At 40.5% G+C, this 19139-nt stretch carries 12 protein-coding genes, 2 tRNA genes and 3 rRNA genes; 6 read left to right on the top strand and 11 right to left on the bottom strand.

The features are described from left to right. Nucleotides 1–24: 24 nt before the first annotated feature. Both DY109_RS09875 and yaaA read right to left on the bottom strand, forming a co-directional pair. Nucleotides 25–546 carry a copper chaperone PCu(A)C gene (locus tag DY109_RS09875; RefSeq protein WP_051404682.1) on the bottom strand — a complete coding sequence of 174 codons (522 nt, stop codon included), beginning with the start codon at nucleotides 544–546 and terminating at the stop codon, nucleotides 25–27. A 78-nt stretch (nucleotides 547–624) separates the two neighbouring features. Then, entirely contained in the window at nucleotides 625–1434 is an 810-nt protein-coding gene (yaaA, locus tag DY109_RS09870; RefSeq protein ID WP_023949990.1) for a peroxide stress protein YaaA, read from the bottom strand. Between the two features lie 66 nt (nucleotides 1435–1500). Here yaaA and DY109_RS09865 point away from each other — a divergent pair, with 66 nt between their 5' ends. From DY109_RS09865 to rrf, 6 genes are all read left to right on the top strand, one after another. Next, the gene (locus DY109_RS09865) at nucleotides 1501–2019 is read left to right on the top strand and encodes a DUF4149 domain-containing protein (RefSeq protein WP_023949989.1); all 519 of its coding nucleotides are present in this window, start codon (nucleotides 1501–1503) and stop codon (nucleotides 2017–2019) included. A gap of 713 nt (nucleotides 2020–2732) precedes the next feature. Further along, nucleotides 2733–4583, top strand: a 16S ribosomal RNA gene (locus DY109_RS09860). 124 nt (nucleotides 4584–4707) lie between these two features. Continuing rightward, nucleotides 4708–4784 (top strand) — tRNA-Ile (locus DY109_RS09855). Between the two features lie 3 nt (nucleotides 4785–4787). Next, nucleotides 4788–4863 (top strand) — tRNA-Ala (locus tag DY109_RS09850). A gap of 555 nt (nucleotides 4864–5418) precedes the next feature. Next, a 23S ribosomal RNA gene (locus DY109_RS09845) occupies nucleotides 5419–8573 on the top strand. A 641-nt stretch (nucleotides 8574–9214) separates the two neighbouring features. Continuing rightward, a 5S ribosomal RNA gene (gene rrf, locus DY109_RS09840) occupies nucleotides 9215–9330 on the top strand. The 16S, 23S and 5S rRNA genes sit together here with 2 tRNA genes alongside, the layout of an rRNA operon. 441 nt (nucleotides 9331–9771) lie before the next feature. Here rrf and trpA read toward each other — a convergent pair. The 9 genes from trpA to DY109_RS09795 form a co-directional block, all read right to left on the bottom strand. Continuing rightward, nucleotides 9772–10572, bottom strand: a complete 801-nt coding sequence (gene trpA / locus DY109_RS09835) for a tryptophan synthase subunit alpha (protein ID WP_023946039.1) — start codon at nucleotides 10570–10572, stop codon at nucleotides 9772–9774. Further along, a complete protein-coding gene (gene trpB / locus DY109_RS09830) occupies nucleotides 10565–11746 on the bottom strand; it encodes a tryptophan synthase subunit beta (RefSeq protein ID WP_200864619.1) in 1182 nt (393 codons plus the stop codon). Before trpB ends, trpA begins: the two co-directional genes overlap by 8 nt. A 7-nt stretch (nucleotides 11747–11753) precedes the next feature. Continuing rightward, nucleotides 11754–12371, bottom strand: a complete 618-nt coding sequence (locus DY109_RS09825; RefSeq protein WP_023946035.1) for a phosphoribosylanthranilate isomerase — start codon at nucleotides 12369–12371, stop codon at nucleotides 11754–11756. 32 nt (nucleotides 12372–12403) lie between these two features. Further along, the gene (gene trpC, locus DY109_RS09820) at nucleotides 12404–13225 is read right to left on the bottom strand and encodes an indole-3-glycerol phosphate synthase TrpC (RefSeq protein ID WP_023946032.1); all 822 of its coding nucleotides are present in this window, start codon (nucleotides 13223–13225) and stop codon (nucleotides 12404–12406) included. Next, nucleotides 13222–14271, bottom strand: a complete 1050-nt coding sequence (gene trpD / locus DY109_RS09815) for an anthranilate phosphoribosyltransferase (protein WP_023946031.1) — start codon at nucleotides 14269–14271, stop codon at nucleotides 13222–13224. The genes trpC and trpD overlap by 4 nt, the downstream gene beginning before the upstream one ends. Then, complete coding sequence (locus tag DY109_RS09810) at nucleotides 14256–14849, bottom strand: anthranilate synthase component II (RefSeq protein ID WP_023946030.1); 594 nt, start codon at nucleotides 14847–14849, stop codon at nucleotides 14256–14258. The genes trpD and DY109_RS09810 overlap by 16 nt, the downstream gene beginning before the upstream one ends. Then, complete coding sequence (gene trpE, locus DY109_RS09805) at nucleotides 14830–16380, bottom strand: anthranilate synthase component I (protein WP_023946029.1); 1551 nt, start codon at nucleotides 16378–16380, stop codon at nucleotides 14830–14832. The genes DY109_RS09810 and trpE overlap by 20 nt, the downstream gene beginning before the upstream one ends. 460 nt (nucleotides 16381–16840) lie before the next feature. After that, nucleotides 16841–18655 carry a tetratricopeptide repeat protein gene (locus DY109_RS09800; RefSeq protein ID WP_023946027.1) on the bottom strand — a complete coding sequence of 605 codons (1815 nt, stop codon included), beginning with the start codon at nucleotides 18653–18655 and terminating at the stop codon, nucleotides 16841–16843. A gap of 27 nt (nucleotides 18656–18682) precedes the next feature. Continuing rightward, nucleotides 18683–18907 carry an HP1242/YdcH family protein gene (locus tag DY109_RS09795; protein WP_023946026.1) on the bottom strand — a complete coding sequence of 75 codons (225 nt, stop codon included), beginning with the start codon at nucleotides 18905–18907 and terminating at the stop codon, nucleotides 18683–18685. Between the last annotated feature and the right edge of the window lie 232 nt (nucleotides 18908–19139).

The following is a 19139-nucleotide window of genomic DNA, read 5'->3' as shown; positions in this document are numbered from 1 at the left end:
ATCACTCGCTTTGTTGTGGTTTGTTTATTGCTTGTGTGGTTTGTGTGTATCAAGCACGCTACTTCGATCAATCGCTTTTATTTGCTTAAGCTCAATAGTCTCGCCATTATCAAAAGTAAGCTCTAAATCAACCTCTTGACCGACTTTTAGCTCTTGCTTGAGTCCTATAAGCATAATGTGATAACCGCCGGGTTTGAGCTCTATTTGTGAGTGTGGCTGGATTTCAAGTTTTGGGATTTTTATCATGTGCGCGCTTGGGTGTGGATTTTGGGTTTTTGAGTTTGTTTGGCTGGATTCTGCTTTGGTGTGGGCGTGGATTTCGCTTGGCACATCAAGAGAATTTTTTACTTCAATGAGCGCGATTTGAGAGTCCGTGTTGTTGGTGATAGACATAAAGGCTGCGGTGTTGTTTGAGCCCGGAATCGAGGCAAAGACATAAGACTTGTCTATGGTGATATTGCTAGCATAGGCTATTGAAGCAGAGCTTGCAAGCGCAAGAAGCGATGCAAAAAGCGATGAAAATGAGAGCAAAAATGGTTTTTTCATGTGTTGTCCTTTTGGTTTGTGATGTAAATTCAAATCATAACAAAAAAGAGAGAATTTAGATTCTATAAAAAGCAAAATCTAGAATCTTAGCTCAAAAAAAGTATGAAGATATTGCTTAAGCTGATTTGATGAGGCATTAGATGAGTTTTTGTTTGATGTTTTTGCATTTGAAGTGTTTTGGGCTGATGGATACAGGAGTTTGCTTTGAAAAAGTGCTAATTCTCTCAATGCACTTCCGCGATACAATTTGGCTTGATGAGAGATTTTTTTATCAGGCATTTTGAGGACAAAGTGGGATTGTTTAAGTGGATAGGCTTTGATGTAGATTTCTGCGCGCAAATCAATAATAATATCTTCGTTTGCAAGAAATGCATCGATTTCTTGGGATTGGGCGTGATAGAGATTTTTGAGATTGAGTGTGGGAGATTTGTAATTTTGGTTGAGATGATAAAACGGCAGATTGTCTTTTGCGCGCACCATTCCAAAGAGATTGCTAAAAATCAAAACATTTTCTAACACAAAATCCTGTGCCCCAGAATCTAAACTCATAAAATCAAGTGCCTTAAAAGCTACGCCATTATAGAGCGTAATGGCTTTTGTGGTGCTAGATTCTAGGATTTTGAGGGAGTGAGAAAGGGAGTCAATGGGGATATGTTTGGAGCCAAAGATTTTTTTGAGATTCTCATCATCTGCACTCTCTAGCTCTTTGAGATACGCGCATATGTGGTTTATCCTTGAGTCAAATCCACCCCACATTTTGTCAGTGGAGAGATTGTTTTTGACGATATTTGCGGGATTTTTGAGGCTTGTTGGAGTTGTGGAAGGATTTGTAGCACAATTTACAGATGGCAGAATCTTGCTTTCGCTCGGACTTAATAAAATTTTCATTTCAACTCTTTTGATTTTTTGTTATGATTTTGTGGTATTGTAATCAAAAATTTTCAAGGAAAATAAATGAAGATTCTTGCTTTGTGTGTCAGAAGTATTTATCTTTGGGCTATTGGAGTCGCGGTGGGTGCGATATTAGCCTGCGATGTTTTGAGTGCGCCTGTGATTTTGAATGCGTATCAATATCTTCCGAGTCTTGGGATCACAAGCTATGATTCTGGAATCTTGCTTGGCAAAGTGTATGTGCGTTTTAATTATATGTTTAATGGTTTGGCGATTTTGATTTTGATTTATGAGTTATTGATGTTTAATCTCTCATCGAAAAAATCGTTGTTTTCTCTTGGTATGGGAATTTTGAGCGTTATTTTGATTTTTCTTTTTACATTATATTACACTCCAGCTATTACCAATATTCAGCAAGAAGGGGCTGCATTTACAGGTACAGAAGAGTTTGAAAATATCTCTACTCAAAGTGAAATTGTTTTAAATATTTTGTTTGTAACGCTAAGTATTTTGTTTATTTCGCGTATGATGAGCACAGAATCTTTGCCAATCACAAAAACAACTCGACAAAGAAAAAAATAATTTTAAGCAACCTTTAAGTCATACCTGTGTAACATTCTTGCTCTTAAAAATTGCATTAAAAGAGGTATCTTTCATTTTTGGATTCTGAATTAATCTTTTTTTATGATGTTCTTTTACTTAATTTTATCCATTCCTAATTCCTAATGTAAAGATGAAAGAATGATTGATGAAATTCGGTAATGATCTTTGAAATCTAAGCAAGAAGATTTAAGTGTAAATACTTTTATAGTTTTAACAACTTAAATCTCTTTGAATCATTTATACTATACAACACAACTCGACTATAACTTTGGTCTTAATCTTTAGAGTTTAAGAATAAAGGAAATAGTTTTGTGATTTGACAAAGAGATTAGGACAAATAATCCGAAACAAATAGAATCTCGCTTGTGATTCTTAGGAATTAAAAGTGGATTCTAAAATTTTAGAATCTTAAAGTTTTGTCATTATTAATGAGTAAAACATTTGAGATTCTAAATTCTTAAGGATTTGGAGGAAATTTGCAGAATCTGTAAATTGAAACAAATCTTTTAGATTCAATTTCAAAGGATTTTGAGAAGGATTTTTGGGTTTTCAAGAAAAAGGCGCAGGGAGTTACCTTAGTCGGTAATAACTAAGCCTTTTTCGCAGAATCCCAAAAATCAGCTCAGAAGCCAAAGAAATTTTTACGGAGAGTTTGCAGTCATTATTTTATTTTGGCTCAACCTCCCGTAATTTTTACGGAGAGTTTGATCCTGGCTCAGAGTGAACGCTGGCGGCGTGCCTAATACATGCAAGTCGAACGATGAAGTCTCTAGCTTGCTAGAGATGGATTAGTGGCGCACGGGTGAGTAATGCATAGATAACATGCCCTTTAGTCTAGGATAGCCACTGGAAACGGTGATTAATACTGGATACTTCTTACGAGAGAAAGGGACTCTTAATAGAGAATTCAAGCTTTTGAGTGCTTTTACGGGAGCTTGAAATTTTTAAACTACGATGAACTTTAATGTTCTATCTTGTTTAAAAATTTCTGCGCAACCCACAAAATCATCTCAAAATCTTAGAATTCTAGAATCTCCAAAACACAGAATCTAAATTTCAAGATTCTGTAAAAGATTAGGATTTTAGAATCTAGAGCAAGAATTGGGATTGTGCGTAAGATTTGCAAGTTTTCAAGAAAAAGGTGCAGGGAGTTACCTAAGCGGTAATGACCAAGCCTTTTTCGCAGAATCTTGCAAAGATTGCGTGCAAGTCAAATTCTAAAGCATGAATTTTTTATTAAGAGTCTCCGCTAAAGGATTGGTCTATGTCCTATCAGCTTGTTGGTGAGGTAATGGCTCACCAAGGCTATGACGGGTATCCGGCCTGAGAGGGTGAACGGACACACTGGAACTGAGACACGGTCCAGACTCCTACGGGAGGCAGCAGTAGGGAATATTGCTCAATGGGGGAAACCCTGAAGCAGCAACGCCGCGTGGAGGATGAAGGTTTTAGGATTGTAAACTCCTTTTGTTAGAGAAGATTATGACGGTATCTAACGAATAAGCACCGGCTAACTCCGTGCCAGCAGCCGCGGTAATACGGAGGGTGCAAGCGTTACTCGGAATCACTGGGCGTAAAGAGTGCGCAGGCGGGATAGCAAGTCAGATGTGAAATGCTATGGCTTAACCATAGAACTGCATTTGAAACTGCTATTCTAGAGTGTGGGAGAGGTAGGTGGAATTCTTGGTGTAGGGGTAAAATCCGTAGAGATCAAGAGGAATACTCATTGCGAAGGCGACCTACTGGAACATTACTGACGCTCATGCACGAAAGCGTGGGGAGCAAACAGGATTAGATACCCTGGTAGTCCACGCCCTAAACGATGAATGCTAGTTGTTGCCCTGCTCGTCAGGGCAGTAATGCAGCTAACGCATTAAGCATTCCGCCTGGGGAGTACGGTCGCAAGATTAAAACTCAAAGGAATAGACGGGGACCCGCACAAGCGGTGGAGCATGTGGTTTAATTCGAAGCTACGCGAAGAACCTTACCTAGGCTTGACATTGATAGAATCTGCTAGAGATAGCGGAGTGCTGGCTTGCCAGAGCTTGAAAACAGGTGCTGCACGGCTGTCGTCAGCTCGTGTCGTGAGATGTTGGGTTAAGTCCCGCAACGAGCGCAACCCTCGTCCTTAGTTGTTAGCAGTTCGGCTGAGCACTCTAAGGAGACTGCCTTCGCAAGGAGGAGGAAGGTGAGGACGACGTCAAGTCATCATGGCCCTTACGCCTAGGGCTACACACGTGCTACAATGGGGTGCACAAAGAGAAGCAATATCGCGAGATGGAGCAAATCTCCAAAACGCCTCTCAGTTCGGATTGTAGTCTGCAACTCGACTACATAAAGCTGGAATCGCTAGTAATCGCAAATCAGCAATGTTGCGGTGAATACGTTCCCGGGTCTTGTACTCACCGCCCGTCACACCATGGGAGTTGTATTCGCCCTAAGCCGGAATGCTAAATTGGCTACCGTCCACGGCGGATGCAGCGACTGGGGTGAAGTCGTAACAAGGTAACCGTAGGTGAACCTGCGGTTGGATCACCTCCTTTCTAGAGAAATGGTATGCCCTATTTGTTTAGACATACCTAAACCTTTGGCTATGAAGTATGCAACATTTAAAGATTCTTGCTTAGTTTTCAGAGATTATCATCGCTTAGCATCAATTATAAAAAGGGGCTTATAGCTCAGGTGGTTAGAGCGCACCCCTGATAAGGGTGAGGTCGGAGGTTCAAGTCCTCCTAAGCCCACCATAAGGGGAATTAGCTCAGCTGGGAGAGCGCCTGCTTTGCACGCAGGAGGTCAGCGGTTCGATCCCGCTATTCTCCACCACATTTTTATTTGAGATTTGGATTTGAGTTTTAGAGATATAGAAGGATTGCAGGGTATTGTAGAGTATTTTATGATTGCTTTGAATATTAAAATTTATGAAAAACATAAATAAAAGCCATCAAAGAATTTAAAGAATCAAGCAATTCAAAAAATCACAAAAACATCAAATCAAAAAATAAAAAATAAAAAAAGGAAGCACAAAAGATAAAAAAACAAATTAAAGAAAAACAAATCCAAGGAAAGAGATAAAATATCTAATATAAAATGCATAAAGAATGTATCAAACAAGAAATCAAAAATAAATGCAATACATTGAAATACTAAAGCAAAGAAAAAAGTTTAATAAGAGTCTTTAGAACTAAAAGATTTATAAAGATTCTTATTAGACTTTTGTCTAAGTGTTATTTAACATTATATTGTCAATAGCCTAAATGATTATAGACTACAATACTCACCTTATTGTTTGTAACACATTCAATAAGGCAGTGATCTTTAGAATACATAGTTTTATCAATCTGAAAAGCTTGAAACTAAGAGCAAAAGCTTAGTTTCTTACAATAAGCTTTCAAGGGCAAATGGTGGATGCCTTGGGTGATAGAGGCGATGAAGGACGTACTAGACTGCGATAAGCTATGGGGAGCTGTCAAGAAGCTTTGATCCATAGATTTCCGAATGGGGCAACCCAATGCGTAGCAATACGCATTACCATAATAGGAGCGAACCTAGCGAAGTGAAACATCTCAGTAGCTAGAGGAAAAGAAATCGTAATGAGATTCTCTTAGTAGCGGCGAGCGAACGGGGAAGAGGGCAAACCGAATGCTTGCATTCGGGGTTGAGGACTGCAATATCCACTTAGAAATTCTAGCAGAAGGATTTGGAAAATTCCGCTATAAAGGGTGATAGCCCCGTATGCGAAAGGATTTTTATAGGTAGCAGTATCCAGAGTAGGTCAGGACACGTGAAATCCGGACTGAAGCAGGGGAGACCACTCTCCAACCCTAAATACTCCTATCACACCGATAGCGAACAAGTACCGTGAGGGAAAGGTGAAAAGAACCGCAGTGAGCGGAGTGAAATAGAACCTGAAACCATTTGCCTACAATCATTCAGAGCCCTATGATTTATCAGGGTGATGGACTGCCTTTTGCATAATGATCCTGCGAGTTGTGGTATCTGGCAAGGTTAAGCAAACGCGAAGCCGTAGCGAAAGCGAGTCTGAAAGGGCGCAGGCTCCTCTTTTATAGTTATTTTGGATTCTTTTATCGTAAAGATAGAATCTTAAAGTCTTAAGAAACTTAAGAGAGTGTAGAAGGATTCTAAATTTTTAGAATCTAACACGCACACAAGAAATTCTAGGATTGTGCGTAAGATTTGTGGGTTGCGCAGAAAAAATCGATGCGTAGCATACTCCTTGTATGTAAGCAAGATTTTTTCAAGCTCCCGTAAAGATTGCGTGCAAGCCGAATTTCTAGCCAATAGTAACTATAAATGAGGAGCCTAAAGTCAGATGCTGCAGACCCGAAGCGAAGTGATCTATCCATGGCCAAGTTGAAAGTGGGGTAACACCCACCGGAGGACTGAACTCGTGCCCATTGAAACGGGCTGGGATGAGCTGTGGATAGGGGTGAAAGGCCAAACAAACTTCGTGATAGCTGGTTCTCTTCGAAATATATTTAGGTATAGCCTCAAGTGATAGCAATAGGGGGTAGAGCTCTGATTGGGCTAGGGCTGCTCACCGCGGTACCAACCCCTGTCAAACTGCGAATACCTATTGCCCTATCTTGGGAGTCAGGCGGTGGGTGATAAAATCAATCGTCAAGAGGGAAACAACCCAGACTACCAACTAAGGTCCCAAAGTTCTATTCTAAGTGGAAAATGATGTGAAGTTACTCAGACAACCAGGAGGTTGGCTTAGAAGCAGCCATCCTTTAAAGAAAGCGTAACAGCTCACTGGTCTAGTGATTTTGCGCAGAAAATATAACGGGGCTAAGATAGACACCGAAGTTGTAGATTATGCTGATGCATAGTGGTAGAAGAGCGTTCTATATGCGCTGAAGGTATATCGGCAAGAAGTGCTGGAGCGTATAGAAGTGAGCATGCAGGAATGAGTAGCGATAAAAGTGGTGAGAATCCACTTCGCCGAAAGTCTAAGGTTTCCTACGCGATGCTCGTCATCGTAGGGTTAGTCGGGTCCTAAGCCAAGTCCGAAAGGGGTAGGCGATGGGAAATAGGTTAATATTCCTATACCAACCATTGTGCGCGATGGGGGGACGCATAGGGCTAAGCGATGTTAGCGGATGGAAGTGCTAACTTAAGAGTGTAAATTGAGGGATAGGCAAATCCGCCCTTGTATTTGAAACTCCAATAGCTTCTTGCGGTCTTCGGACCAAGGGGAGTATCGCTGATGCCGTCGTGCCAAGAAAAGCCTCTAAGTTTAACAATGGTTGCCCGTACCGCAAACCGACACAGGTAGATGAGATGAGTATTCTAAGGCGCGTGAAAGAACTCTGGTTAAGGAACTCTGCAAACTAGCACCGTAAGTTCGCGATAAGGTGTGCCTACGCAAGTAGGTCTCAGCAAAGAGTCCCTCCCGACTGTTTACCAAAAACACAGCACTTTGCAAACTCGTAAGAGGAAGTATAAGGTGTGACGCCTGCCCGGTGCTCGAAGGTTAAGAGGATTCGTTAGAGGCAACTCAAAGCGTTGAATTGAAGCCCGAGTAAACGGCGGCCGTAACTATAACGGTCCTAAGGTAGCGAAATTCCTTGTCGGTTAAATACCGACCTGCATGAATGGCGTAACGAGATGGGAGCTGTCTCAACCAGGGATTCAGTGAAATTGTAGTGGAGGTGAAAATTCCTCCTACCCGCGGCAAGACGGAAAGACCCCGTGGACCTTTACTACAGCTTGGCACTGCCGATGGGAATATTATGCGCAGGATAGGTGGGAGGCTTTGAAATCTTCACTCCGGTGGAGATGGAGCCACCCTTGAGATACCACCCTTAATGTTTCTGTCTGCTAACTGGCTAGAGTTATCCTCTAGCAGGACAATGTCTGGTGGGTAGTTTGACTGGGGCGGTCGCCTCCTAAAAAGTAACGGAGGCTTGCAAAGGTTGGCTCATTGCGGTTGGAAATCGCAAGTAGAGTGTAATGGCATAAGCCAGCCTGACTGTAAGACAAACAAGTCGAGCAGAGACGAAAGTCGGTCATAGTGATCCGGTGATTCTGTGTGGAAGGGTCATCGCTCAAAGGATAAAAGGTACCCCGGGGATAACAGGCTGATCTCCCCCAAGAGCTCACATCGACGGGGAGGTTTGGCACCTCGATGTCGGCTCATCGCATCCTGGGGCTGGAGCAGGTCCCAAGGGTATGGCTGTTCGCCATTTAAAGCGGTACGCGAGCTGGGTTCAGAACGTCGTGAGACAGTTCGGTCACTATCTGCCGTGGGCGTAGGAGAGTTGAGGAGAGCTGTCCCTAGTACGAGAGGACCGGGATGGACATGCCACTGGTGTATCAGTTGTCCTGCCAAGGGCATCGCTGGGTAGCTACGCATGGATGTGATAACCGCTGAAAGCATCTAAGCGGGAAGCCAACTCCAAGATGAACTCTCCCTGAAGGTCGCAGCAAGACTAGCTGCTTGATAGGGTAGATGTGTAAGCATAGTAATGTGTTTAGCTGACTACTACTAATAGACCGCTTGGCTTATTGTTTATCATAAGATAAATAAACATGTATCTAAAGATACACTGCCTTATTGAGTGTGTTCTCTATACTTATAGGTTATTGACAAATAAAATTCACCTTTGGAAAATGGAAATAAGGGCAAATAGATTCAAAGTAGATTCTTAGATTTTAGATTCTATGAGTTTTAGATTTATAGAATCTCAAAAGCAAATTGTAGATTCTAGAATCTTAGATTAGAGCTTACAAGAATCTAGTGCTTAGAGCTTTAAGAGATTCTTCTGTAGTCAAAGAGTCGTTTTAACTTTTTAAGGTTTGAGAGTCAAAGATGTAAGAGATTCTAAAATCTTGAAGCTTTAAAGTTTTTGCTTGTAGAGAGTCTTAGATTCTGTGTAGATTCTATGGAAGCCATACAATCTAGCTATAAACTCTAAAAAGCATTGCAAAAGTTTTAACAGACTTTTTAGAGTTAAAGCTTTTATAAAAAGCCTAATCAAAGAGATAAGAGTTTAAAACTTTAGGTATAAAGAGCAATCCTTAGAATCTCATTCTTATGAATCCAATCTTTTAGAGAAGCTTTAGGCTTTTAAATCTAGCTTTCATCTTAGGCTTGAAGCTTTTAGATTCTCAAAGCTATCTTGTAAGCTTTATTTGTCTTTATTTCCCTTTTCCTTGTGTCTATAGAGAGGAGGCAACACCTAGCTCCATTCCGAACCTAGCAGTTAAGCTCCTCTTCGCCGATGATACTGCACTTTGCAAGTGTGGGAATGTAGGTCGATGCAGGGATAGGGAGATTCTTCTTTTTACTTATTTTTTACTTCGTTATATAGAATCTTGCTGTTTGCTTTTGGTTGTTTGATTGAATTTGTTTGGTTTTATGGATTTAAGATAGTGTTGATTGATTTGCTACAAAGATTTGGATTTTTAGTTTCGTATTGATTGTTCTGTTTGTTAGATTCCTTGAGAATACTTGGTTTGAGATTGTGATTAGTTACTAATGAGTTTGAAAGCTACTTATTTGAATATTTTTTGTTAAGGTAATTTAGTTTTTTAATGGATTCTTTAGAAATATTTTTGATTGTTTGTTGGTTTAAAGATTTGAGTGCTTTTTAAATAAATTTATCGCGTGATTGTTTGTGCTGGAATTTAAGCGGTGGCAACCCAATCTTTGCCATTTATTTGGCTTTTACTATGCTTGTTACCGCTCTATATTCTCACAAATTCAAATCACCCAAGTGCTTTGCGCATTTCTTTTACATACTTGCCGATATACTCTGGGCTTTTTTCTCCATATTTCGCGCAGAGCTTGACTATCGCGCTACCTACGATCACTCCATCGGCATATTCTGCTATCTCTTTTGCTTGGCTTGGGGATTCTATGCCAAAGCCCACAGCCACAGGGATTTTGCTTACTTCTCGCGCGCATTTAATGATACTTTTTATGTCGGTGCTTATGTGCTTTCGCACACCTGTTACACCAAGTGATGAGACACAATAAATAAAGCCTTTTGCTTCTTTTGCGATCATTTCTATACGATCTTTTGAAGTCGGCGCAATGAAAGAGATGAGATCAATGTCATTTTTTACGCAAATTGGCTCAAACTCGCCCTTTTCCTCAAATGGCACATCAGGCAAGATAAGCCCACCAATTCCCACATCTTTGGCATTTTGGAGGAATTTCTCGCTACCATAGGCAAACACAAGATTTGCATAAGTCATAAACGCCATAGGAATGGTGATTTTTTGCTTTATTTTATCTAGCATTTCAAAGATATGATCCACCCTCACGCCATTTTTTAGCGCGCGCATATTTGCCTCCTGTATCACCACGCCTTCAGCCACTGGATCAGAAAATGGAATTCCTAGCTCAATTAGACTCGCGCCATTTTTTGCCATCGCATAGATGATTTTTTCCGTGGTGGCGAGATCTGGATCGCCACAAGTGATAAATGGAATAAATGCCTTGCCATATTTCAAATCGCCATATTTTAAATCCCCTCGCCCAAAGGCTTTGTATAAATTACTCATAGATATTTTCTCCTTGTATTCGTGCCACTGCCGCGCAGTCTTTATCGCCTCTGCCCGAAAGGTTTATGACGATGATTTTGTCTTTTAGATTCTGTGCTTCTTTCATCACATAGGCAATCGCATGCGCACTTTCAATGGCTGGAATAATGCCCTCGATTTTTGATAGATAAAAAAACGCCTCTAGGGCTTCTTTGTCGCTTATGGGGTAGTATTGCGCGCGTTTGGTATCTGCTAGATACGCATGCTCTGGACCAATGCCCGGATAGTCAAGCCCCGCAGAGATCGAATACACAGGCGCGATCTGCCCGCAATCATCTTGACAAAAATATGACTTCATACCATGAAAGATTCCAACTCTTCCTGTTGCGATACTTGCTGCATTTTTGGGTGTGTCTATTCCTATTCCTGCTGCCTCACAGCCGATGAGTTGCACTTCTTTATCATCGATGAAGTGATAAAACGCACCGATAGCATTTGAGCCTCCACCCACGCATGCTACGACCATATCAGGCAGTCTTTTTTCAAGTGTTAAGATTTGGCTTTTTATCTCTTTTGAGATTACAGCTTGAAAATCGCGCACAATCATAGGAAACGGATAAGGACCCATCACAGAGCCCACGACATAATGCGTATCATCAATCCTGCTGCTCCATTCTCTAAGCGCTTGTGAGACGGCATCTTTTAATGTCGCAGTGCCACTACTAACAGCATGCACCTTTGCTCCAAGTAGTTTCATTTTATAGACATTGAGTGCCTGACGCTTGGTATCCTCCTCACCCATAAAGATCTCGCACTCCATATCTAGCAACGCACACGCAGTCGCAGTCGCTACGCCATGCTGTCCTGCGCCCGTTTCTGCGATAATGCGCGTTTTTCCCATTTTTTTGGCGAGCAATACTTGCCCTAAGACATTATTTATCTTGTGTGATCCTGTGTGGTTTAGATCTTCGCGTTTGAGATAGATTTTTGCGCCAAGGTCTGCGCTCATACGAGGAGCAAAATAAAGTGCTGAAGGACGCGAAGCATAATTATTAAATAAATCTACTAATTCTTTATTGAAATTTGGATCATTTTTATACGCTAGATATGCACTCTCAAGCTCAAGCACCGCACTCATTAATGTCTCTGGAATAAAACAACCCCCATATTTTCCAAAATACGCATTTTTCATCATCGCTCCTTTATTGCTTTATATCGCTTTTATATCGCCTAACTCGCGAGATAATCTCTTTCATTTTAGAAAAATCCTTTTTTCCTTCATGCTCTAGCCCTCCTGAAACATCAATACCATAGGGATTGAATGCCATTGCTTGCGCTAGATTCTCTTTATTGATTCCGCCGGCTAAAAAATATGGCTTTGGGAGATGTATATTTTTTAATAGATTCCAATCAAAGCACTTTCCTGAGCCACCTTGCGCGCTATCAAGGAGCAAAAAATCCACTAAATCGCATTTGGTATAATCAATAGAATCTAAATTTGTCATATTTATAACATAGATAATTTTTGCTTTAATTTTGGCTTTTAGATCCGCGATAAATTCTGCGCTTTGTCCTCCATGAAGCTGGACTATATCAATGATTTTAGAATCTAGTGCTTTATATATTAATTCTATCGGTGTATCGACAAATACACCCACAGCTTTGATGTTGCTATTTAGGCGTGATTTTAGCTTTTTTGCCATGCCAAAATCCACCTCGCGCCTACTTTTTGCAAAGACAAAACCTATAAAATCAGGCTGCAAAATATTTGCGTATTCTATGTCTTCTTCGCGAAATAGCCCGCAAGTTTTGATTTTCAAACACTTCTCCTTTAGATTCTATCTTTAAGATTCTAGATTCTGCTTTGTAATTCTTGCAATTTTGCACGTTTATCTTCTACACTCATAAGCCCCTCACCAATAAGCACAGCATCTACATCATGCACACTTAGCTTAGCGATGTCTTCTTTTGTGTGGATTCCACTTTCACTTACAAAAATGCAATCTTTTGGCACAAGTGGGCGCAAATGTATCGTTGTATTTATATCGACTTTAAAAGTCCTTAGATCTCTATTATTGACCCCAATTATGCGCCCTTTGCAATCAAGCACTTTTTGCAAATCACCCTCATCATGTGTCTCAAATAATGTCGAGAGCCCAAGCTCATTTGCAAGCGCAAAATAATCTCTCATCTGCTCTCTATCTAAAATCGCCGCGATAAGCAAAATCGCGTCTGCACCAATGGCTTTTGCCTGATAAATCATATATTCATCGATGATAAAATCTTTTCGCAAGAGCGGAATCTGCACGATTTGCTTGATGTCGCAAAGATATGTATCGCTTCCTTGAAAAAAATGAGGCTCTGTGAGACAAGAAATCGCACTAGCACCGGCATTCTCATACTCTAGCGCGATATTTTTGTATGGAAAATCATGGGCTATGATACCTTTTGAGGGCGAGGCTTTTTTGACTTCACAGATGAAGTGCATTGGGTGATTTTTCGCAGAATGCGTTTTTGACGTGCTTAGGGCTTTTTCAAATGCAAATGGAATATTGAGTGTGTCAGCTCTTGCGATTTGCTCCATTTTTGCAAGTGAGATCTTTTGTTTTTGCCCATCTATACGCACTTTTGTGGATTCTACAATTTTATCTAAGATATTAATTTGTGGATTCATTTGTTGCTCTCTTTTATGAAACGTTCAAGTTGCGCGAGTGCAAGCTTATTATCGATTTGTTTTTCTGCCATTCGCACGCCAGATTCTATGCTTTTTGCCATGCCTGCGATATAGAGTGCTGCACCTGCATTGAGTGTGGCGACATCGCGTTTTGCACCTTTTTCTTTACCTTCTAAAATCTCTCTTATGATTTTTGCATTTTGTGTTGCGTCGCCTCCTACTAAATCACTTTTATCACACAGGCTAAAGCCCGCATCGCGCGGGTGAAAAGTATAAAATTTTAGCTCATTTTTATTTATTTCAGCGATTTTTGTCTCGCTTGAGAGTGAGATTTCATCGATTTTATCCATACCATAGACAACCATTCCTCTTTTGACACCAAGATTTTGCATGACTTTTGCCATCGGCTCTACTAGGCTTTCATCATACACGCCGAGGAGTTCCATATTTGCGCCTGCTGGGTTTGAGAGCGGTCCTAAGATATTAAAAATCGTGCGGATTCCAAGCTCTTTTCTGATAGGGGCTACATATTTCATCGCGATATGGTAATTTTGCGCAAAAAGAAAGCAAATATTTATTGATTCTAGCAATTCTTTGCTTTTTTCTGGAGGGATCGTGATATTTACGCCAAGAGCCTCAAGCACATCAGCTGCGCCACATTTAGACGAGGCGGCGCGATTACCATGCTTTGCGACTTTTACTCCTGCTGATGAGACGATAAGTGCTGCAGTTGTAGAGATATTAAATGAATTTGAATGATCGCCTCCTGTGCCTACGATCTCAAGCGCGTCCATATCATGCAAGAGCCTCACGCAATGCGCTCGCATACTAAGTGCGCTAGCAGTGATCTCATCGATATTTTCACCTTTCATACTAAGTGCTGTGAGATACGCAGAGATTTGCACAGGGCTAGCAAGCCCTTGCATAATCTCATTCATTACAGCAAATGCCATATCTTGCGATAAATTGTGCTTTTGCGTGAGCTCTATTATTGCTTTTTTTATCGCCATATCTTTTGTTTTTGCTTCATTTAGTTTGTTTTGCATTTAGATTTCCTATTTTGCGCGAAATGTATCACATTTTCGATGATTTTTTCACCAAATGGCGTGAGGATAGATTCTGGGTGAAACTGCACGCCAAAAATGGGAAATTTTTTATGCTCTAGTGCCATGATTTCGCCATCACTCGTCTTTGCTGTGATTTTTAGGCATGGTGGAATCTTTGTGGCGATGAGCGAATGATAGCGCGCTACTTGGATAGATTGCCCTAAGCCTGCAAATAGAATCGAAGCAGAATCTACCTCAATCATCGAGGTTTTACCATGCATGACTTTGTTGGCATAGCTCACTTCTCCGCCAAATGCGATACAAATGGCTTGATGTCCAAGGCAGACGCCAAAAATGGGAATCTTGCCTCCTAGCTTTTGGATTACCTCAATGCAGATTCCAGAATCTTGAGGCTTTTTTGGTCCGGGAGATAGCACGATGAGAGTTGGCGCGAGTGCCTCAATCTGTGCGATATTTAGCTCATCATTGCGAATGACTTTTATATTTGGCTCTATGCTTCCTATGAGCTGATAGAGGTTGTATGAAAAGCTATCATAATTATCGATTAGTAAAATCATCTTTGCCCCGATTTGATTTTGGAGTGCTAGAATCGTCAAAAGCATTAAAATCATCGATTCCATTTTGGGCGATTTTGAGTGCTTCGATGATTGCTTGTGCTTTTTTGGCACATTCGTCAAATTCACTTTTTGGGTCGCTATCATAGACGATTCCAGCACCTGATTGGATACAGATTTCATCATTTTTCTTGTAAATAAGGCGGATAGAAATACACATATCCATATTTCCAGCAAAATCAAGATAGCCTATCGCGCCACCATAGATTCCGCGCGAACGATCTTCTAGCTCATTTATGATTTCACAAGCGCGGATTTTTGGCGCACCAGAGAGTGTGCCAGCAGGCAAAATCGCATCAAGTGCGCTAAGTGCGTCTTTGTCATCTTGCAAGATTCCAGAAATTGTCGAGCTAATATGCATAATATGTGAATATCGCTCGATGTTTTGGTATTTTTCAACCTTCACGCTTCCAAATTTCGCGACCCTGCCTACATCATTTCGCCCCAAATCTACAAGCATATTATGCTCAGCTAGCTCTTTTTCATCACTCAAAAGTTCGCGCTCTAGGGCGATGTCTTCAATCTCATCATTTCCTCTTCGCCTACTTCCTGCAAGTGGATATGTATAAAGCTTAGAATCCTCGAGTTTTAGGAGTGTCTCAGGCGAGGCGCCGGCGATTTCAACCTTGGAGCTTGAAAAATAAAACATATAGGGCGAAGGATTGGTAGATCTTAGCACGCGATATACATCAAAGAGGCTTCCGCTCGCCTTTGCACGCATAGGATTTGAGAGCACGACTTGAAAAATATCGCCCTCATAAATGTAGTGCTTGGCTTTTTCTACCATCTGCATATATTGTGCTTGCGAGAAATCATGCTTTATTGCAGAATCTAGCACAAAAGGCGCGATATGATTTTTTTGCGTGGATTTTAATAAGTCGTGCATGGATTTTAGCTCTTTGTGCGCGTCATTGTAAGAGGATTCTAAAGATTTTACATCTGTGGCAGAATCTAGCATCATACCTGTGATTAAGATAATTTTTTGCTTAAAATGATCAAATACAATCACATTATTAAATAGCATTAAATCCACATCGACAAAGTCTTTGTCTGTGGTCGTAAAGTCAAGTTTTGGCTCATTGTAGCGGATATAATCATAGGCAAAATATCCTACAAGTCCGCCACTAAAAGGTGGTAAATGCTCTAAAATAGGGCTTTTGTGGCACTCTAGAATCTCGCGAATGATTTTTTTGGGATCATCATCTAAAACCTTCGTGCCATTTTTGTCTTTTAGCATGGTTTGACCTCTGCTAGAGGTGAGTTCCAAAGTGGGATTGTAGCCCAAAAAACTATATCGCCCCCAGTGTTTTTGCTCGACACTCTCAAGCAAAAAACATGCAATGCTGTGGGTTTTTAGGATGCGCATAGCCTCAATTGGCGTGATAAAATCAGCATAAATCTCTTTGCTTAGAGGTACGCGCTTATATTGCGAGAGATTTGGCATTGCGCGCAATGTTTCAAGCGTTGGATACATATAATTCCTTTTTTGGTTTAGTTTTGGTGATTGTGATGTGAAGAAAAAGCGCGCTAAGGGCGCCACCACATAGATTTGATATGAGTCGTGTTGGCTGTATGTATGTTTGTTGTAGGGTTGGCTTTGAGGGGTGCTTGCAGGATTATTTGCGTATCCAAGGATAAATCAAAGCTAAAAAAATGTCTATTGCTAAAAGTTTTCATGCCCAAAATCATATACGAATAAATATTAGATGTCAAGATAATTTTAAGATAATTACATAGTTGGATTCTGCTAATAAGAATCTAATAAGAATCTAATGTATGGATTGCCACATAGGACAAGTTCGCTCACAATGACAAAGTAGATTCTGGTTTGACTAGATTGCCACGACTTCTTGTAAAATCTTGCAATGACAAAAAATCCGCAATACTACAATGACTCACAACTACTCACAATGAAAAAATATTTCTGTGGTTTCTTATTTTTTATTTGAGAACATTTGGTTGTATTTAGATTCTAGAAAGTTTTGCAGAATCTGTGGATTTTGCAGGATTTCGCGGAGGTCTTTTAGGACATTATCCCAGATTTGAAACTTTTTTTGAGCGAGCACATATCCGCCAAACATTCCGTGAAAGCGCGTTTGTCCGAGCTTGCCCCATCGCCAATCATAACGTTTGTGTGCCAAAATCACGCAAGGCTTACCCATCGCAATAGCCAAATGCGCGCATGCACTATCGACACTTACAACCATATCAAGCTCGCGTATGAGGCGCGCTGTATCAAGAAAATGATTAAGCCTGTGCGAGATGAGATGTGAGAGCTCTTTGGATTTGAGGCGCGACTCATTGATAAAAAACTCCCTGCTTTCTGGCTGAAGCAAATGAAGCTCAATATCCAGCCCATTTAAATAAGGCAAAAGCACATCAAGTGAGATTGATTTGTCTTTGGCGTAGATGAAATTTGGGTTTGAATAAAAAAATAATCCAACTTTCATCGTGTTTTTCGTTATCGTATTTTGTGTCATTGTGCCTTGTAGGGTGGTATTTTTGGGCGATTTTGTGAATGATTTTTGGGGTGATGCAAGATGAGGCGATGTGATAGGAGATATAGGCGATTTTATGCGTGATCCAAGCGATGTGCTGTGAAAAAATGGCTTTAAGTAATGCGTATTTGCCCATATATCCTGCATAGATTCTACCCCAAGCACATAAGGCAGGCTAAGTAGCGACACACAATACTCAAAATCAGTAAAATCCCTATCCACAACCCTAAAGCCGACTTCCTTAAAAAGTGCCCTCAATTCATCTTGCACATACACATAAAGCGTCTTGCAAGGCAGAAGGCTAAGAAATCGCGCATACATGATCGTATCTCCCAAACCCTGCTCAAAAAACACAAGCACTTTGGCGTTTTGTATCAAATCTAAAATGCCCGCAGAATCTAGATTCTGGGTATTTATATATTTTTTGGATTTAAAAAAATGCGCGTTTCGGATGTCTTGCTTTGGCAGAGCAAGTCGCTTTTCGTAGAATCTAAACCCCTCTTTAAACTCTCCCAAACTCAAAAGCAAATGCGCATAATTAATTGCATAGATTGGATTTGGAGATATGGCGTAGGCTTTTTGGTAGAGGATTTTAGACTGCTCAAAGAGTAAATTGTATCGCGCTATATTCGCGTAGTTGAAGTAAAAATCCGCTTTTTTTATATTATTAGGAAACAGCGCAAAGTCAGAATCTAAATCTTTACACACACTCAAGCCCTTTTTGTCATTGCCGATGAGATTATACATACAGACGAGATTTGAAGCAGCCTCGATGGTTTGGCATTTTTCATAGAGTTTGATAGCGATTTTGTAGTCTTTTTCTTCAGCATAAATATTAGCGAGATTATACATCGCGTCTTTGTCGTTTTCATCAAGCTCTAACGCCCTCTCATACGCTTCTCTTGCTTTTTTGAGCTCGCCACTTTTGGCATAGCATAGCCCGAGATTGTAGTAGAGGTTTGGGTTTTGTGAGGGTAGGCATTTGAGATACATTTGGATTGCAGTGTGGTTTTGTCCATTTCGGCGGTAGATTTCAGCAAGATTGATGACGACATCTTCATTAAGCGGGTCAAGAGAGTAGGCGCACTCAAGGTAAGCTACACAATGCTTTATATCGCCAAGATAATATAAACTCATCGCGCAAATAAACCACGCCTGCACATTGAGCGCGTCTTGTTGTAGAATCTGCGTTGAGAGCCTGAGGGATTGCTCGTATTGTTTTTGGTTAAAAGCTTTTATAAGTGATTGCATAAGTTCCGCCAGAGGCGGGGTGAGAATCTAGGCGTTATGCTTGCGATAATCCATAATCATCGCATACACTTCGTCTTTGAGTCGGAGTTTTTGTTTTTTTAAGACCTCAATCTCCATAGGTGCTAATAGTTCAAGCCCATTTTCGGCGTTTGTGATTTTTTGATCTAAGTCATTATGCTCCTCAAAAATTTTTTCAAAATGCGCGTTTGAAGCCTTTAATTTTGTGATTTCATCTCTGTATTCGTGAAACATCGCAACTCCTTTTATAATTATGTTAAGGCTTAGATTCTACACTTTTTTCTTAATTTTATCAATAAAAATAGCGCAAAAAAGTCCTGAAGAGTATTTTCTATCGCACACATCACTTGGATTAAAACGACAAAATCCACATATTTTTTGTAATTTTATTAAACTTTCTTGAATTTTCTTGCAGAATCTAAAGTAAAAATGTTATATCTGAATCTAAATTTCTCAAAAAGTTAAA

It is taken from the genome of Helicobacter fennelliae (assembly GCF_900451005.1).
Classification (GTDB): domain Bacteria; phylum Campylobacterota; class Campylobacteria; order Campylobacterales; family Helicobacteraceae; genus Helicobacter_B; species Helicobacter_B fennelliae.
Note: the sequence above shows the minus strand (reverse complement) of the source record. Positions and strands in the feature narration are given on the sequence as shown.

Bases quoted from the DNA above. Each gene is read 5' to 3' on its own strand.
- DY109_RS09875 (WP_051404682.1), bottom strand. From the start codon at position 546: ATGAAAAAACCATTTTTGCTCTCATTTTCATCGCTTTTTGCATCGCTT.
- trpB (WP_200864619.1), bottom strand. From the start codon at position 11,746: ATGATGAAAAATGCGTATTTTGGAAAATATGGGGGTTGTTTTATTCCA.
- trpE (WP_023946029.1), bottom strand. From the start codon at position 16,380: ATGTATCCAACGCTTGAAACATTGCGCGCAATGCCAAATCTCTCGCAA.
- yaaA (WP_023949990.1), bottom strand. From the start codon at position 1,434: ATGAAAATTTTATTAAGTCCGAGCGAAAGCAAGATTCTGCCATCTGTA.
- trpD (WP_023946031.1), bottom strand. From the start codon at position 14,271: ATGCAAAACAAACTAAATGAAGCAAAAACAAAAGATATGGCGATAAAA.
- trpC (WP_023946032.1), bottom strand. From the start codon at position 13,225: ATGAATCCACAAATTAATATCTTAGATAAAATTGTAGAATCCACAAAA.
- DY109_RS09795 (WP_023946026.1), bottom strand. From the start codon at position 18,907: ATGTTTCACGAATACAGAGATGAAATCACAAAATTAAAGGCTTCAAAC.
- DY109_RS09865 (WP_023949989.1), top strand. From the start codon at position 1,501: ATGAAGATTCTTGCTTTGTGTGTCAGAAGTATTTATCTTTGGGCTATT.
- DY109_RS09810 (WP_023946030.1), bottom strand. From the start codon at position 14,849: ATGATTTTACTAATCGATAATTATGATAGCTTTTCATACAACCTCTAT.
- DY109_RS09800 (WP_023946027.1), bottom strand. From the start codon at position 18,655: ATGCAATCACTTATAAAAGCTTTTAACCAAAAACAATACGAGCAATCC.
- trpA (WP_023946039.1), bottom strand. From the start codon at position 10,572: ATGAGTAATTTATACAAAGCCTTTGGGCGAGGGGATTTAAAATATGGC.